At 43.4% G+C, this 17539-nt stretch carries 16 protein-coding genes; 15 read left to right on the plus strand and 1 reads right to left on the minus strand.

The window, feature by feature from the left end:
• The first annotated feature begins 118 nt into the window (after positions 1 to 118).
• The 4 genes from BK049_RS09355 to cydC are packed head-to-tail and all read left to right on the plus strand — an operon-like array spanning position 119 to position 6005.
• Positions 119 to 1534, plus strand: coding sequence for a cytochrome ubiquinol oxidase subunit I (locus BK049_RS09355; RefSeq protein WP_071168373.1), 1416 nt, complete (start codon positions 119 to 121; stop codon positions 1532 to 1534).
• Positions 1521 to 2537: a cytochrome d ubiquinol oxidase subunit II gene (cydB, locus tag BK049_RS09360; RefSeq protein WP_008355485.1), complete on the plus strand. Its 1017-nt coding sequence runs from the start codon at positions 1521 to 1523 to the stop codon at positions 2535 to 2537. Before BK049_RS09355 ends, cydB begins: the two co-directional genes overlap by 14 nt.
• Positions 2537 to 4273 (plus strand): thiol reductant ABC exporter subunit CydD, encoded by a 1737-nt coding sequence (gene cydD, locus BK049_RS09365; protein WP_071168374.1) that lies wholly within the window; start codon positions 2537 to 2539, stop codon positions 4271 to 4273. Before cydB ends, cydD begins: the two co-directional genes overlap by 1 nt.
• Complete coding sequence (gene cydC, locus BK049_RS09370) at positions 4263 to 6005, plus strand: thiol reductant ABC exporter subunit CydC (protein ID WP_071168375.1); 1743 nt, start codon at positions 4263 to 4265, stop codon at positions 6003 to 6005. The genes cydD and cydC overlap by 11 nt, the downstream gene beginning before the upstream one ends.
• A 45-nt stretch (positions 6006 to 6050) precedes the next feature.
• Here the strand turns inward: cydC and BK049_RS09375 are convergent, their stop codons facing one another.
• A complete protein-coding gene (locus BK049_RS09375; RefSeq protein ID WP_034738258.1) occupies positions 6051 to 7082 on the minus strand; it encodes a pectate lyase family protein in 1032 nt (343 codons plus the stop codon).
• A gap of 490 nt (positions 7083 to 7572) precedes the next feature.
• Between BK049_RS09375 and sigY the strand changes: the two genes are divergently transcribed.
• The 11 genes from sigY to BK049_RS09425 all read left to right on the plus strand — a co-directional run bounded on the left by sigY (position 7573) and on the right by BK049_RS09425 (position 17236).
• A complete protein-coding gene (gene sigY, locus BK049_RS09380) occupies positions 7573 to 8106 on the plus strand; it encodes an RNA polymerase sigma factor SigY (RefSeq protein WP_071168376.1) in 534 nt (177 codons plus the stop codon).
• On the plus strand, positions 8103 to 8411 hold the full coding sequence (locus tag BK049_RS09385; RefSeq protein WP_071168377.1) for a YxlC family protein: 309 nt from the start codon (positions 8103 to 8105) through the stop codon (positions 8409 to 8411). The genes sigY and BK049_RS09385 overlap by 4 nt, the downstream gene beginning before the upstream one ends.
• Positions 8411 to 8620: a transcriptional regulator gene (locus tag BK049_RS09390; protein ID WP_071168378.1), complete on the plus strand. Its 210-nt coding sequence runs from the start codon at positions 8411 to 8413 to the stop codon at positions 8618 to 8620. The genes BK049_RS09385 and BK049_RS09390 overlap by 1 nt, the downstream gene beginning before the upstream one ends.
• Positions 8621 to 8930: 310 nt before the next feature.
• Positions 8931 to 10301: an NADP-specific glutamate dehydrogenase gene (gdhA, locus tag BK049_RS09395; RefSeq protein WP_008355471.1), complete on the plus strand. Its 1371-nt coding sequence runs from the start codon at positions 8931 to 8933 to the stop codon at positions 10299 to 10301.
• Between the two features lie 83 nt (positions 10302 to 10384).
• Positions 10385 to 10498: a hypothetical protein gene (locus BK049_RS19805; RefSeq protein ID WP_008355469.1), complete on the plus strand. Its 114-nt coding sequence runs from the start codon at positions 10385 to 10387 to the stop codon at positions 10496 to 10498.
• Between the two features lie 793 nt (positions 10499 to 11291).
• A complete protein-coding gene (locus tag BK049_RS09400) occupies positions 11292 to 13235 on the plus strand; it encodes a BglG family transcription antiterminator (RefSeq protein ID WP_071168379.1) in 1944 nt (647 codons plus the stop codon).
• Positions 13236 to 13357: 122 nt separating this feature from the next.
• Positions 13358 to 13663 carry a PTS sugar transporter subunit IIB gene (locus BK049_RS09405; protein WP_008355465.1) on the plus strand — a complete coding sequence of 102 codons (306 nt, stop codon included), beginning with the start codon at positions 13358 to 13360 and terminating at the stop codon, positions 13661 to 13663.
• A gap of 14 nt (positions 13664 to 13677) precedes the next feature.
• A complete protein-coding gene (celB, locus tag BK049_RS09410) occupies positions 13678 to 15027 on the plus strand; it encodes a PTS cellobiose transporter subunit IIC (RefSeq protein ID WP_008355463.1) in 1350 nt (449 codons plus the stop codon).
• A 26-nt stretch (positions 15028 to 15053) separates the two neighbouring features.
• On the plus strand, positions 15054 to 15380 hold the full coding sequence (locus BK049_RS09415; RefSeq protein ID WP_008355460.1) for a PTS lactose/cellobiose transporter subunit IIA: 327 nt from the start codon (positions 15054 to 15056) through the stop codon (positions 15378 to 15380).
• Positions 15377 to 16705 (plus strand): 6-phospho-beta-glucosidase, encoded by a 1329-nt coding sequence (locus tag BK049_RS09420; protein ID WP_008355457.1) that lies wholly within the window; start codon positions 15377 to 15379, stop codon positions 16703 to 16705. Before BK049_RS09415 ends, BK049_RS09420 begins: the two co-directional genes overlap by 4 nt.
• A gap of 132 nt (positions 16706 to 16837) precedes the next feature.
• Positions 16838 to 17236, plus strand: coding sequence for a hypothetical protein (locus BK049_RS09425; protein ID WP_008355455.1), 399 nt, complete (start codon positions 16838 to 16840; stop codon positions 17234 to 17236).
• Positions 17237 to 17539 lie beyond the last annotated feature (303 nt).

Raw genomic sequence — 17539 nt, forward strand, 5'->3', positions numbered from 1 at the left:
CCAACTCAAATAGACTATTACTTGTGAATGTTTGAACAAATGGTGAACTTTATGTGAAGTAGTGAGCATAAATATCTCAAATCATTCGGTAGGCGAAAGTAAGGGAGGATGTAAGGCTGTGAGCGAACTGTTTTTAGCAAGATTTCAATTTGCCTCAACGACATTATTTCATTTTATTTTTGTTCCTATGTCCATCGGTTTGGTGTTTATCGTCGCATTGATGCAGACCCTTTATGTGGTGAAGAAAAAAGACATCTATAAAAAGATGGCGAAATTTTGGGGTCACCTTTTCTTAATTAACTTTGCAGTAGGTGTCGTGACAGGTATTTTGCAAGAATTCCAGTTTGGAATGAACTGGTCTGACTATTCAAGGTTTGTCGGTGATGTCTTTGGTGCGCCACTTGCCATCGAGGCGCTTTTGGCCTTTTTCCTTGAATCAACCTTTATTGGCCTTTGGATATTCGGCTGGGATCGCCTGCCGAAAAAAATTCATTTATTGTGTATTTGGCTTGTTTCTCTTGGTACGATCTTTTCGGCGTTTTGGATTTTACTCGCCAACTCATTCATGCAGGAGCCAGTCGGATTTGTGATTAAAAATGGACGTGCAGAAATGAATGATTTTGGTGCGCTTGTGACGAATCCGCAGCTCTGGGTAGAGTTCCCGCACGTTCTGTTTGGTGCACTGGCAACAGGTGCTTTCTTTATTGCAGGGGTAAGTGCCTATAAAATGATCAAAAAACAAGAGATCGCCTTTTTCAAAAAATCATTCCAGATTGCCATGGTACTCGCGCTTATTTCTGGCTTAGGTGTAGCATTCTCTGGACATGACCAAGCGAAGCATCTCATGGAATCACAGCCGATGAAGATGGCAGCAAGTGAAGCGCTGTGGAAGGATAGTGGAGATCCCGCCGCTTGGACATTATTTGCCAACATTGATACCGATAAAAAAGAAAACTCCAGTGAAATCAATATTCCATTTGCTTTAAGTTACTTAGCTTATCAGAAATTCAGCGGAGATGTTCCAGGGATGCTGACGCTTCAAAAAGAATATGAAGCAAAGTTTGGCCCAGGAGACTACATTCCTCCAGTGAAAACAACGTTCTGGAGCTTTAGAGTCATGGTTGGTGCCGGAATGCTGATGATTTTTGCTAGTATGATTGGTTTGTATTTGAGCTTTAGAAAAAAACTTGAATCAAACAAATGGTATTTACGCTTGATGGTTTGGATGATTGCGTTCCCGTTTATTGCGAACTCAGCCGGCTGGATCATGACTGAAATCGGGCGTCAGCCGTGGACTGTCTTTGGTATGATGACGACTGCTCAATCAATTTCACCAAACGTATCATACGGCATGCTGTTATTCTCAGTGATTAGCTTTACGACCATTTATCTGATTCTTGCCATTGTGCTTGCTTACTTATTCATTCGAGAAATTAAAAAAGGGGCACATTCTGAAGAGGATACAGATCATAAGGATGAAAAGGACCTGTCTACAGATCCATTTGATGGAGGCGCATATCATGGCTTATCTTAACGAGATTTGGTTTATTCTTGTCGCAGTATTGTTTGTTGGGTTTTTCTTCTTAGAAGGCTTTGACTTTGGTGTAGGAATGTCCATGCAGCTGCTTGGAAAGGATGCGCACGAGCGCCGCATTTTAATCAATACGATTGGTCCTTTCTGGGATGCGAATGAGGTCTGGCTCATTACAGCTGGAGGTGCTATCTTCGCTGCTTTTCCTCACTGGTATGCCACAATGTTCAGTGGATACTATATTCCGTTTGCGGTTCTGTTATTAGCGCTCATTGGGCGGGGAGTCGCCTTTGAATTTCGAGGAAAGGTTGAAAAAGCATCCTGGATCAAAACCTGGGATTGGGTCATCTTCTTTGGCAGTCTGATTCCGCCATTTTTGCTCGGTGTGTTATTCACAAGTATTTTACGAGGCATGCCAATTGATCAAAGCATGAATATGTACGCAGGTTTCACAGACTTTGTGAATCTTTATTCAGTCATCGGCGGGGTGGCGGTGACGGTTCTTTGCCTTCTGCATGGATTGATTTTTGTCACACTCCGAACAGAGGGTGATTTAAGAAATCGTGCAAGAAAGCTCGCTCGGCGTGTCTTATTGATTGCACTCCCAGTTCTTGTTGTATTTGTCGGTGTGTCAATCATTGAAACAGACATTTATACAGTGCGCCCGATCATCACCATTCCGTTAACTGTACTGATTGTGGTTTGTTATCTAGCGGCTCTTGCCTTTATGAGGAAAGAGCGTGATGGCTGGACGTTCTTGTTCACAGGTGCAGGTATTATGGTGACGGTGACAATGCTTTTCACCGCATTGTTCCCACGTGTGATGATTAGTTCAATCAACCATGCGTTTGACCTCACCATTCAAAACGCTGCATCAGGATCGTATTCACTAACGGTCATGACGATTGTAGCCATTTCTTTGCTGCCTTTTGTGCTTGGGTATCAAATTTGGAGCTACTATGTCTTCCGTAAACGTGTAAGCGGTAAGGAGCCAATGACCTACTAATGGATAAACGTTTGCTTCAATTAAAGGGAATGAGAGGGCTGCTTGCCCTCTTAGGTATTGTGTCACTCATCCAAGGAGCAAGTATCATTTTCCAAGCACAGTGGCTGGCACATGCCATAACAACGCTGTTTGACGGGAAAAGCCTCACGCAGGCAACGCCATATGTTTTGCTGTTTCTTGCTGCCTTTCTGGTTCGGCACGGTCTCACCTTCATTCGGGAGAAGGTCATGTTTACCTACTCCTCCCGAATTGGAGCAGACGTCAGAAAGCAGCTGTTAGACCAGCTCTTTCGGTTAGGTCCAGCCTTCACCAAGAAAAAAGGAACAGGAAAGCTTGTGACATTAGCGATGGAGGGAATTGCCCAATATCGTCAGTATTTACAGCTGTTTTTGCCAAAAATGGTGAACATGGCTGTGATTCCGGTGATGGTCCTTGTCTATGTTTGGACATTAGATGAAACATCTGCTGTCATTTTGATTGTGACGCTGCCGATTTTAATTGTTTTTATGATTTTGCTAGGTCTTGTCGCTCAGCGTAAAGCGGCCAAACAATGGAGATCGTATGAGAAATTATCCAATCATTTTACTGATTCCCTCCGTGGTCTTGAAACGCTTCGCTACTTAGGTATTAGCAAAAAGCACTCTCGCAATATCGCGGAGGTCTCAAAGCGATATCGAAAGGCGACCATGAGTACGCTAAAGGTCGCATTTCTTTCATCGTTTGCCCTCGATTTCTTTTCCATGCTGTCCATTGCGACCGTCGCTGTATTTCTTGGCTTGCGACTAATTGAAGGAGACCTTCTGTTATTGCCGGCTTTGACAGCACTGATGCTTGCTCCGGAATACTTCCTGCCAGTACGTGAGGTGGGAAATGATTATCATGCGACGTTAAATGGAAAAGAAGCAAATGAAGCCATTCAGGTCATTTTAGACGAAAAAGGCTTCCGCACGCAGGAGACACAATCTGTGAAGCTGAACGAGTGGAATGACCAATCTGAACTCACACTGCAAGATGTATGTGTCCTGCATGATGAACAAGCCCCTTATTCAATTCAGGATGTGAACCTCACTGTTAAAGGGAAGAAAAAGATTGGTATCATTGGTGCCAGCGGTTCAGGTAAATCGACGTTAACAGATGTCCTCGGCGGTTTTGTTGAACCGTCTTCAGGTCAAATCTTGCTAAACGGCCAGCCGCTTGCTCATTTACAGCTGAAGGCGTGGCAAAAGGAAGTCGTTTATATGCCGCAGCATCCTTATTTGTTTCACATGACATTACGAGAAAACATTCGTTTTTATGAGCCGCATGCAACAGATGAAGAAGTCGAAAGAGCTGTGCAGAAGGCAGGCTTATCTCAGCTCGCAACGGAGCTGGCAAATGGGCTGGATGAGGTCATTGGTGAACAGGGAAGGGGGCTGAGCGGCGGACAGGCGCAGCGGATTGCGCTTGCTCGGACTGTGCTGGGGCAGCGGTCAATCATGCTGTTAGATGAACCAACGGCACATCTGGACATTGAGACAGAGTATGAATTGAAGAAAACGATGCTTCCGCTGTTTGAAGATAAACTTGTGTTTTTGGCCACACACAGGCTTCATTGGATGCCGGATATGGATGAAATCATTGTCATGGATCATGGTACCATTGCAGAAATGGGTACTCATGAATCATTAATGGAAAGAAAAGGTGTGTACTATCAATTGGTACAGGAGCAAATGGGGGCGCTCACACATGGTCAGTAAAGGCTGGTTTATACCTTATATCAAGGAGAATCAAAAGCTGTTTGCCTTGGTACTTTTTTTAGGGGCCATTGCGGTGTTCTCTGCTTCAATGCTCATGTATACTTCAGGATTTTTGATTTCAAAAGCTGCCACAAGACCCGAGAATATCTTGATGGTCTATGTCCCAATCGTGGCAGTACGTACCTTTGGTATTTCACGCTCAGCTGCTCGTTATGCAGAAAGACTGGCGAGCCACCAGCTCATTTTGACGATGATTGAAAAAATGCGGGTGCGTCTATATGACATGGCTGAACGAAGTGCCAAACAGACAAAGCTGGGTACAGGTGAAATGCTTGGGCTTTTGTCAGAAGATGTGGAGAGATTACAGGATGCGTATTTAAAAACCATCTTTCCATCCATCGGTGCGCTGCTTTTATATGCAGGATCGATTGGAGCACTTGGCCTTTTCTCATGGCCTTTTGCTGGATTGATGCTGCTCTATATGGCACTGCTTGTATTTGTTTTCCCGTATGTCACAGTGCTTGTGAACCGGGCAAGGCAAATTCAAATGAAAAAAGGCAGAAATGAACTGTACAGCCATTTAACAGATGCCGTTATGGGCGTCAGTGACTGGTTGTTTAGCGGGAGGCAGAACGATTTTGTTGACGGGTATGAACAGAAAGAAGCGAAGCTGTTAACACTCGAGGCAGCCAAGCATCGGTTTATCCGTCTGCGCCAATTTTTTTCGCAGCTGATCATTGGAGGAGCAGTCGTCCTTGTCGTGTATTGGAGCGGCTCGGTCGTTCAGTCAGGTTCCATGTCACATACACTCATCGCGGCCTTTGTACTTGTGCTCTTTCCGTTAACAGAAGCCTTTCTTCCGCTGTCAGATGCAGCAGGAGATATTCCTGTTTACCAGCATGCCGTCAGTAGGTTACATCATTATGAAAAGCAGTCATACGAAGGATTAGCGGAGAGGGAGACAGCAGATGAGACACCAGTCTCTCATGATGAAGCGGTCCGTTTTGATCATGTAGTCTTTGGATATGAGGCAAATCAGCATGTACTGAAAAACCTCACGTTTTCCCTTAAACAAGGAGAAACCCTCGCCCTCTTAGGAAAAAGCGGTGCAGGGAAATCGACCATTTTAAAATTGATAGAAGGGGCAGTCATGCCAAATCAAGGTGTTGTCAGCATTCTGGGGAAACCAGTTCAGGGCGTTCAATGGAATATGTCAGATGATGTGTCTGTCCTCAATCAACAGCCCTATTTATTCGATACGTCTGTTTTGAACAATATCCGCTTAGGCGCTACAGACGCAACAGAAGAACAGGTAAAAGAAGCGGCAAGACAGGTGCAGCTGCACGATTACATTGAATCGTTACCAGAAGGCTATCACACAGGGGTACAGGAGACAGGGGTTCGTTTCTCAGGTGGTGAAAGACAGCGGATGGCGTTAGCTCGGATGTTGCTGCAAAATACACCGATTGTGGTATTGGATGAGCCAACTGTCGGACTGGATCCGCGCACAGAGTCTGAATTGCTTGACACGATATTTCGTGTATTAAAGGGCAAGACGGTGATTTGGATTACCCATCACCTGACTGGGTGTGAGGCGTGTGACCGTATCATGTTTATTGAAGATGGTCGCATTGAGATGCAGGGCAAGCACCAGGATTTATTGAGAGAAAACCTGCGTTATCAAAAGTTGTATGAGATGGACCGTCCATTTTCTACAGTGTCAATCAAATGAATGACAAGAACGTTCGGACAGATGGCTGTCCGAACGTTTTGTGTATTAAGGGTTTACTTTTCCTACACCCGCATTTGATACAACTTCTGATTTCACATTGTTCACGTTAAGCAAAGAGTAGTTATAAGGAGGGTTGTACGTACCTGTTGAAGACGTTGGCAGACTGCCTGTGCTGTTAATGTAAGAGTTGTTGATGACATGCCATGTACCGACTTGACGGCTGTCCCAGCTGCCGATGGCATTGTTTGTATTTTCAAATACGTTATGCTCAATTCTCATTTTCGCGCCCATACGAGAGTTAATCGCTGTTGTATGGATGCCTTTGTAATAGTTGTTATACACATGACCTTCCCCGTAGCGCATAGACGGTACACGAGAGTTCAAGTTTTCGAAACGGTTGTTGTGGAAAGTGATTTTTCGGTTGTAGTTATCGTTATCGGAGCTGCCCATGAGCATCGTTTTCCAGCTGTCATGTACGTAGTTCCATGAGAACGTAATGTAATCAGAGTCATTTTTTACATCAAATAAACCATCATAATCATCTTTATCAGAGTTTAACGTGTTGTAAAGTTCATTATGATCGACCCATACGTTTTTAGAAGCGCCTTCGATGCCGATTGCATCCTTATCACCAATTTTGCTGTGGTGGATTTTCAAGTTACGGATGATAATGTTATTGGCGCGCCAAACTTTAATGCCAATCCCGTTAAATTCGCCATTCGTGCCTTTACCGACGATGGAGACATTGTTTGTATCTTTCACATCAATTTTATTGGCCGATGTATTAGAAGGGGTAATCTTTCCGTCTACAACAATTTTTAACTTCTCATTTGTTCCTTTACTTTTGAGGGCAGCTAATAGTTCATTTCCAGTTTTCACTGTCACCGTTTTACCGCCTTCACCGCCTGTTGTGCCACCATTTAGAGTAGCAAATCCTTGCTGATTAAAATTGGCCATAATTGAAGGGCTTTCTGGATATTTGGTTGCTGCTTGTGCCTCCCCATTTGGTGCAAATAATGAAGTCACGAGGCCAACCGCTAACACACCAGCTAACATTGGAATTTTTTTCTTCAACATGAACATCTCCATTCTATATTTTGTTTTAATGTAAACGTTTCCAAAATAAGCTGCGATTGAAACACTCCTCCTTCTTTCGCCAGCATCGCCTCTTTCGGAATGTAGGACGAGCATAGCATGCGAAAAGGTATCATCGGCTAAGAATAGGATCAATAGATTTCATGATTTTCTAGGAAACTAAGGCGATGATTATTTCATTTTCATCTAAATGAGACAAGGATCATTGACGATAGGTATTGGGATGACATAGGGATTATGGGAAAGAGACGTTCCATTCTATGGAAAATCATGATGATTACGAAAACGTCATTCTGTTAGGGACAAAGCAATGTCATAATCATTACATAAGAAAAAATTGGATATAAAATGGGTCGTTGATCGGATTATTAGGGAGAAAAGGTTCCATTTTGAAAAAATAGAGTTCATTTTAAACGATGTGATCAGCAGTGTCGTCTGATAAATAAGCGTAGAAAAGAAAGGAGGGACGTGTTTGGAGCAGACAGAGGAGACCTTATTGATTGAGCGGGCAAAACAGGGAGATGATGCTGCATTTACCGCTCTTTATCGGCATCACTACTCGTTTCTTTATCGTTATCTGATGAAGCTCACCCTTCAGCAAGAGCAGACAGAGGAAATGATGCAAGAGACGATGCTGAAAGCATATATGAAACTTTCTTCTTTTAGAGGAGATTCCTTATTTTCAACATGGCTCGTTTCTATTGCAACTAGACAATTTTTAGACCACCAGAAGAAAAGAAAACGTGAACAAACGAGAGAAGGGAAGGCGAATCAAGAGGCGATACGCCGTTTCAAATGGGACGTTCAGCAAAAGGGGCATACATGGCATGAGATATGGGATGTTTTAAATGAATTGAAGGTTCAGGAGAGAGTACCGATCATTCTGCATTATTATAATGGCTATACGTACCCCGAAATTGCTTCGATGCTTGGTATGAGAGAAGGCACTGTGAAATCAAGGGTTCATCATGGGGTAAAGAAAATTCGAAAGGAGTGGTTCAAATGAAGGAAGATCGTTTCGCCGAGCATTTGAAAGAGGAGTTACAGCAGCTAGATGAACAGATTGAAGTAGAAAAGCCGAGTGAACAGGCTGTGATGCGGATGCTAAAGCAGGGAAAGGAAAAAGAGAAAAGACGCTTGAAACAAGAAATGATGGCGTACATTATCATCAGCCTCACCATACTTACACTTTTTGCAGCTGCCATTACTCAATTGCCCATGATCTTCATATTTCTCCAAGTAGTAAGTGTGCCGCTCTGCGTCATAGTAGGCATCAAGGAATATCATCACATCAAAGGAGGGTCTTTCTAATGAGTCAGACGGAAATAATCATCTTATTATGCGTATTGCCGTTATTGTTTGCACAGGGATTTCTTTTATTTATGGATGCGAAGAAAAGAGGGCGTTATAAGTGGTTCTGGGGCATTGTCGGTTTGTTGAACTTCCCATCTTCTTCTATTTTATATTGGCTCTGTGTCGTATTACCTGATCGAAGAGGCGGGAAGCTTCGCAAAGATTGAGCCTCCCTGATAAAACTTTTGGCCTTTTTTTCAAATAAAAATCATCTAGAAAGAAAGAGGAATTCAACAATCTGTCAAAGAAAGCGGGACATAGTAAGTCCAATTCATCATTTCTAGCACGATCGTCATTCTTTGTGCAGGCATTTTTCAAGACGAAAGATGAGACTGCTCGATCTATCTCAATTCGGCATTATTTTCATCTGTTATCAATATTGATCAGATTTTACAAATGGTGTTAAATTAGTCTCAATATGCGTTAGAAAATCTGACAATCAAAAGTGTGAGATATTTACAAGGAGGCAGATGAGACATGTTGACCTTAGATCGAGCAGCACAAACAGCACAAAGCTACATCCACCGTGTACTAGAGGATGTAGAAAAAAGAAATCCAGGCGAGGCGGAATTCCAGCAAGCTGTAAAAGAAATTCTGGAATCACTCGTTCCGGTTTTTGCAAAGCATCCAGAGTATGAAAAACTGGGGATTTTAGAACGATTAATTGAGCCTGAGCGGCTTGTTGTGTTTCGTGTACCGTGGGTAGATGATGAAGGCAAAGTGCAAGTGAATAGAGGGTTTAGGGTTCAATTCAATAGTGCGATTGGTCCTTACAAAGGAGGCATTCGTTTCCATCCATCGGTCAATGCAAGCATCATCAAGTTTTTAGGGTTTGAACAAATCTTTAAAAACGCATTGACTGGTTTGCCAATCGGCGGAGGAAAAGGAGGATCAGATTTTGATCCAAAAGGGAAGTCTGATGGAGAAATCATGCGTTTTGTTCAAAGCTTTACGAGTGAACTCAGCCGTTATATTGGACCAGATCAAGATGTGCCAGCAGGGGATATTGGTGTAGGTGCACGCGAGATTGGCTATATGTTCGGCCAGTACAAAAAAATGCGTGGTGCGTATGAAGCGGGTGTCCTTACAGGGAAAAGTCCTGGATTCGGAGGCAGCTTAGCCAGAAAAGAAGCGACGGGCTATGGACTGGTGTACTTTATGGAAGAAATGTTAAAAGCACATGGACTGCAATTTGAAGGCATGTCGGTTGTTGTGTCTGGCTCAGGGAATGTGTCAATTTATGCCATGGAAAAAGTATTGGAATTAGGCGGGAAGGTTGTTGCTTGTAGTGATTCAAGCGGAGTCATTTATGATCCTCAAGGCATTTCACTTGAGACAGTGAAGCAGCTGAAGGAAGTCGACAACCAGCGGATTGGGGCTTACATAAACACTCACCCGCACGCTGAGTTAATTGAAGATTGTGAACAAATATGGTCTGTCCCTTGTGACATTGCGCTGCCATGTGCGACACAAAATGAAATTTCAGAGACGCAAGCACAGCAGCTGGTGGCAAACGGTGTCATCGCTGTAGGAGAAGGAGCTAATATGCCATCCACTCTTGAGGCGGTCAAAGTATTTGAACAACATGATATTCTGTTTGCACCTGCAAAAGCGGCGAATGCTGGCGGTGTCGGTGTTTCAGCATTAGAAATGGCGCAGAATAGTGCGAGGTTGTCGTGGACGTTTGAAGAAGTAGATGGTCAGTTGAAACAAATGATGCAGTCGATTTATCGTCAGTGTACCGAGACAGCTGAAGAATACGGTCACTCTGGGAACTTAATGGCAGGCGCAAATATTGCAGGATTTCGCAAAGTCGCAGATGCCATGATCGCACAAGGCGTCATTTAATTCCTGCTCTCCCGCACCTGTTTATTTCGTGACAAGATGGGGAATTGTCTTGTAAGAATGACAATAAGGAGGCGCGGGAGAAAATGAAAAAATGGCTGAAACAAATGGTCAAATGGGCTCCAGTGATTTATCCAGTGGTGAGGAAAATATATAAAGAACGAAAAGCATCAAAAAGTCGTAACATATCAGCCGGATAATCCGGCTTCAGCGTGTAGACAAACCCTCGCATTCGGTGTCAGTCCTGCGTGCCGGTGCTCACGAATCTTAAATTCGCTCCGCTCCGGTACTCGTCCTTCTTAGACTGCAAAGGTTTTCATGTCACGCTGAAAAGAAGACAAAGGGCTAAAATAAAGATCATTTTAGCCCTTTGTCAACAATCTGCAGCCGGATTATCCGGCTTTTTTTATGAAATCAATTGAACAAAAAAGAGGCTGTTTGAATGATTGATTTTACATCTCTCTCCGTTCAGTACATAACAAATGAAAATGAAAAAAGCTTTTTACACGATCCCGCTTCGTTCCGCACTTGATCAGCTAGTTCTCAGAGTATGCCTATTTAGCAGTGAGTACGATGTAAAAGGGAATGGACGGAAGTAAAGCTGTCGAAAAAGAAGCGGAAGCGTGAATTGAAACACGAAGGACTTATGAGATGCGATTGCCTCTGTGTACGGAAAAAAGCAGGGAAACCGTTCAAAGCCATTTGATCATGCAACCGGTACACATGACCAAAGATGACAACTGACTTCCTCATAAAAAAGGCGGATACACGAAGGTGTAACGCCTTTTTCATGATGTTTACAGCAGCCTCTTAGAAGGAGATTCATAGGTCATTAGATATGGTTGGTTGTATAAATAGGGGCAATTGTCATATAAATGAGTTGGCAATTTTTATTTCTTTTCAGTAGAATATGAGTAATGAAGAGAACTGCAAGCGTATACAACCTGTCCAGACAAGGCAGATTCTCCACCCTTAATGAAGGAGGCCGATCTGATGCTGAGTAAAAGACTGGCGCATATTTTAAGTCAGCTGATGGCAGCTGAGACTCCTCTCACCAGCGCTGCGCTTTCTGTCAGCTTACAAGTAACAAGCCGCACCATCCGTACAGACATCAAGGAACTGAATGACCGCCTTGCCCCTTATCACGCGAATGTATCAGCTGTTAGAGGAGCTGGTTATGAGCTGCTGATCAAAGATGAGAATGCCTTTCGCCGTTTTATGAAGGAAGAGGTTGAACAGGAAGAGCCTCTGGCCGTTTTACCGGAGGAACGTGTTCGATTTATTTTAAAGAAGCTGCTTCTAGCAGAATCGTATGTGAAGCTAGAGGACTTACAGGAGCAGCTGTTTATTAGTAAATCGACGATGAGTAACGACATGAAATGGGTCAAACGCAAGCTTGAGCCCTTTGATCTGAAACTGGAAGCAAAGCCGAATAAAGGATGCAGAATTAAAGGGTCTGAGATGAAAATCCGCTATTGCATGTCAGAATATTTGTTCAACGAACGCCGTTCCTATCAAACGATGCTGAATACAGCCATCACCATTTTGCCAAAACATGAGCTGGAATTGATTCAGAAAACAATGATTGATTATATCAACGAGGAAAGAATGAATCTATCAGACATTTGCATGAATAATTTAATAGTTCATGTTGCCATTGCCTGTAAACGGATTAGACACGGAAACTATGTATCTGTGCTGCCAGAGGAAATCAATGAAATCCCGAGGGCAAAGGAATACAAGGTCGCCAAAAAAATGGTTGAGCGTCTTGAAGGACTGCTTGATGTCTCATTTCCAAAAGAGGAAGTTGTCTATATTGCCATTCATTTGTTAGGAACAGCCAAAATGGTACAGTCTTTTTCATCGAGCGGTCAAAAACAAATTGTGGATGACGACACGAGCCGTCTTGTTCAGCTTATGCTGAAAGCCATTGACCAAAAGTTACAGCTCGATTTAGCGGATGATGCGGAATTACTGATTGGGCTCAGTCTGCATTTAAAGCCAGCAATGAACAGGTGTAAATATGGAATGAACTTAAGAAATCCGATGCTTGATGAGATAAAAGCAGGCTATCCAATCGCCTTTGAAGCTGGAATTATTGCGAGCAGGGTCATTGAAAAAGAGGCGGGTTTGTCCATTCATGAGAATGAAATCGGATATATGGCGCTTCATTTTGGTGCTGCCTTAGAGCGTAGAAAAATGGAGATACCGCCGAAGCGATGTCTCATTGTCTGTGCATCTGGCGCAGGAAGTGCAAGACTATTGCAGGATCGGCTGCAGTCACAATTTGGATCAAAACTGACCATTTTAGGAACAGCAGAGCTCTACTCACTTCCGCACGTCTCTTTACATTCTTTGGATTTAATTATCACGACCATCCCCATTCAGATGGAATTACCGATTCCAGTCATTCAAGTAAACACGATTTTAGGAGGCAGCGACTTTTTAAAAATTGAGGAAGCCTTGACGAGTGAAACGAGAGTGACACTAGCCTCTCAATATATGAAAAAGGAATTGGTTTTTACAAAATGCGCCTTTCAAACAAAGGAAGAGGTGGTAACATTTCTCACGCAGAAAGTCATTGAGCTGGGGTTAGCGCCAGTAGAACTGACACAATCTGTGATGGAAAGAGAAGAGGCTGCACCTACCTCATTTGGGCATTATACAGCCATTCCGCATCCGATGACGCCGCTGACAGACGAAACGTTCTGGGCGATCTGTACATTAGAAAAACCGATCATTTGGGGAGAGAAAAAAGTTCAATTTGTCTGCTTGCTTTGTGTCGAAAAAGAGAATGTCAAAGACTTAAAAGGCATGTACCGGCTGCTGGGAGAGCTTGTGCATCATGTGAAATTCATTCAGCACCTCATCGCCTGTGATACCTTTGAAGACATGCTGGATGTGATGTATAAAAAGGTTCCTTCGTACAAGAACTAAAGGTGTGATCTTAACTTTTTCCGCTTCCTAAAGGAAAAAGTATAGGTGTTTGTGAAAGCGGTTTCATAATATGATGAATGTGTAAAGAAAAGCTTCATACTTCGAAAAGGGGGCGTTTACACATGAACATCTTATTGGTTTGCGCAGCAGGTATGTCAACAAGCTTGCTTGTCACAAAAATGGAGAAAAGTGCACAAGAACAAGGAAAAGACTATCGTATTTGGGCGGTATCTGGAGATGCTGCAAAAAGTCATATTGATCAAGCCGATGTGCTTTTATTGGGACCGCAGGTTCGATATTTATTACCACAAATGAAAAAGCTCGGAGAAGAAAAAGGAATACCAGTAGACGTCATTAATACCGTGCATTATGGTGTTTGTAATGGCGCCGAAGTTCTAAAATCTGCTGAACAGTTAGTGAACGGATAAGGGGGGCGGAAGGGATGAATGGATTCAACCGATTTCTAGAAGAGAAGGTTATGCCGTTTGCAGGAAAGATTGCCGCTCAAAGACATTTACAAGCATTGCGTGACGGAATTGTTTTAACAATGCCTCTCATTATTGTCGGTTCACTGTTTCTTATTTTAGCCAACCTTCCAATTCCGGGATACAGCGATTTTATGGCAAGTATCTTTGGAGACGAGTGGGCCACGAAACTATCTTATCCAGTGAATGCAACCTTTGACATTATGGCACTTGTTGCAACCTTTGGGATTGCGTACAGGCTTGCGGAAAAGTATGCGGTTGATGCACTGTCATCTGGTGCGATCGCTGTTGCGGCTTTCCTTTTAGCCACACCATATCAAGTACCGTTCACACCTGAAGGCTCAACAGAAGCCATTCTAGTGAATGGCGGCATTCCTGTCTCACTCATGGGCAGTAAAGGGTTATTCGTCGCCATGATTATTGCCATGCTTTCAACCGAAATTTACCGTTTTATTGTACAGCGAAATATCGTCATTAAAATGCCTGATGGTGTACCGCCAGCAGTCAGTAAATCGTTTATCGCACTTATTCCAGGTTTTGTGGTCATCACGCTGATCTGGGTCGCTAGACTTTTGATCGAGATGACACCTTTTGAGAGTATTCATAATATCATCACGGTCTTAATTGGCACACCGCTCTCCATTCTTGGCGGAAGCTTAGGTGGAAGTATCGTTGCCATGGGTGTACAAATGCTCCTCTGGGCATGTGGTATTCACGGAGCCACGATTGTCGGAGGCGTCATGGGACCGATTTGGCTCGGGGCGATGGATGAAAACCGTCTTGCATTCCAAGCAGGAGAAGTGCTGCCGAATATTTTCACAGCGCAGTTCTTTGAAATCTTCATCAACGTCGGCGGAAGCGGCGCGACGCTTGCTTTGGTGTTGACGATGATCTTGCGTGCGAGAAGTAAACAAATGAAACAGCTAGGACGTCTTGCCATTGGGCCAGCCATTTTTAACATCAACGAACCGATCATTTTTGGAATGCCAATTGTGATGAACCCAATGCTTCTCATTCCGTTTATCCTCACGCCAATCTTGATGATTGTCACCACATATATCGGAATGAGCACAGGACTTGTGGCAAAACCGGCAGGAATCGCTGTTCCATGGACTATGCCGCCAATCATTTCAGGCTATCTCGCAACAGGCGGGAAAATCTCTGGCGCTGTCATGCAGCTGATCAACCTTGCATTATCATTTGTTCTATACTACCCATTCTTTAGAATGTGGGATAAGCAGAAATTGAAAGAAGAAAATGAGCTGGAAACAAAAGCATCAGCGGATGAAAATGTCGCCAGCATGTAATAAAGGGAACTAGGGGGATGCGGCCGATGGAAATGGAACAAATTGTGTTTCAACTCATCTTGCACGGTGGAAATGGCAGAAGCTCAGCCATGGAGGCCATTACATTTGCAAAACAAGGAAACTTTGATGAGGCGAAGCAAAAATTGCAGGAAGCACAAGACGCGTTAAATGAGGCGCATCACGCACAGACAGAACTGATCCAAGGAGAAATCAGAGGTGAAAAGACTGACATCAGTCTCTTAATGATTCATGCACAGGATCATCTCATGAACGCAATGACCGTCAAGGAGCTTGCAGCGGAAATCATTGAGATCCATGAAAAAATGAAGCAATTTGGAGGGGTCAATTCATGAAAGACGGAATCAAAATTGTCACAATAGGCGGTGGATCGAGCTATACGCCTGAGCTGGTGGAAGGTTTTATCAAACGGTATCATGAATTGCCTATCAAGGAATTATGGCTTGTGGATATTGAAGCAGGGCAGGAAAAGCTGAACATCGTAGGTGCTCTTGCAAAACGTATGGTCGAAAAAGCCGGTTTGCCGATTGACGTGCACCTCACCCTTGACCGCCGGGCAGCCCTGAAAGATGCTGACTTTGTCACAACACAATTTCGTGTAGGACTGCTTGAAGCTAGAGCGAAGGATGAAAGAATCCCGCTTAAATATGGCGTCATTGGACAGGAAACGAACGGGCCAGGCGGTTTATTGAAAGGTCTTCGCACCATTCCAGTCATTCTAGAGATCGTGAAAGATATGGAAGAGCTTTGTCCAGATGCTTGGCTTGTGAACTTTACAAATCCAGCAGGTATGGTCACAGAAGCTGTTTTACGCTACACGAATTTGAAAAAAGTGGTCGGTCTCTGTAATGTGCCGATTGGAATCAAAATGGGGATTGCAAAAGCACTTGATGTCGATGTTGAACGCATCGAGGTGCAGTTCGCAGGTCTCAATCATATGGTCTATGGATTAGATGTGTATTTAGATGGGGTCAGCATTATGGATCAGGTGCTCGATGAATTAGGAAATCCAAATAGCCAGTGGTCGATGAGGAACATTGAAGCGAAAAACTGGGAGCCTTCTTTTGTCAAAGGTTTAGGGGTCATTCCATGTCCGTATCATCGTTATTACTATAAAACGAAAGATATGCTGGAAGAAGAGCAAAAAGCGGCACAAGAAAAAGGAACAAGAGCAGAGGTTGTGCAGCAAGTCGAGCAGGAATTGTTTGAGTTATACAAAGACCCTGATTTATCAATTAAACCGCCGCAGCTAGAAAAAAGAGGCGGGGCATATTACAGCGATGCGGCATGTAATTTAATCAGCTCGATTTATAATGATAAGCATGACATACAACCAGTGAATACAGTAAACAGAGGAGCAATTGCCAGTATTCCGGCTGAATCAGCGGTTGAAGTGAACTGTATCATTACAAAGGACGGACCAAAACCAATAGCGACAGGTGATCTCCCTGTGGCTGTAAGAGGACTTGTTCAACAAATCAAATCATTCGAGCGTGTGGCAGCTGAAGCGGCTGTGACGGGTGATTATGAGACGGCGCTAGTCGCCATGACGATCAATCCACTCGTTCCTTCTGACGAAATCGCAAAGCAAATTTTAGATGAAATGCTAGAAGCGCACCGTGAATATTTACCGCAATTCTTCAAATCAGTGAATGCATAAAACGAAATGGCCCCTTTATGGGGTCGTTTTTGATGATTTGACCATATGGAAACATGAGAAAGAAGTGTATGATAGGAAGGGTTCTACAGAAAACAGCACGTACTGCTGAAAAGAAAGAGGTGGAAGAAGAATATGATGGCAATCGGCTTCATGCTTTACGGGTTTGTCGTCCACCCGATGATGAGCTTTGGCACGGTGGCGCTGTTTTTGTATGGAGTGATCGCTTCGATTATCGGTCTCATTCGGTATCAATCATATGTATGGATGTATGTACTGCGTTTGTTGGTTTGTCTGACAATCCCTGTGACCAACTTGTTGATGTATTTTGCGACAATTGGAGGAGACGCGAGAGAGTTTGATTTTCAGCCAATGCCGCTTGCTTACAATCTTGTCTTTATCCTTGAAATCATCATCATCTTTTTGCCGGAAATCTTTTTGTTGATTGAAAGAAAGCGGGAGATCAAAGGGGTAAAGTGGATGTATGCTGGGATGATTGTCTGTGTATCAATTTTGTTTTGGTGCACGATTTAATTCGATCGAGCGTGAAGTTGAGTCTTATTTTGTCTTTTGACTATGTCGTCTCTTTCGTCGATATTTCACAAAAGTAACAGAAAGGGCAATGGTAGAAATCCCGAGAAACTTAAATGTAAATCGAGTGAGAAACGGCGAATCCTCGAATCCTGTAGCCACTATGCATGACCCAATGAAAATCCCAAATATAGCTAGTAGATAAGTCAAAAACATACCATCACTCCTTTTTGGGAATAAGTGTATAATGACCATTATAAGCGATAAGGAAGGTAAACATAAACAAAAAAAGAACCCTTCGTGAAA

The sequence above is a fragment of the Bacillus xiamenensis genome (assembly GCF_001857925.1).
Taxonomy (GTDB): domain Bacteria; phylum Bacillota; class Bacilli; order Bacillales; family Bacillaceae; genus Bacillus; species Bacillus xiamenensis.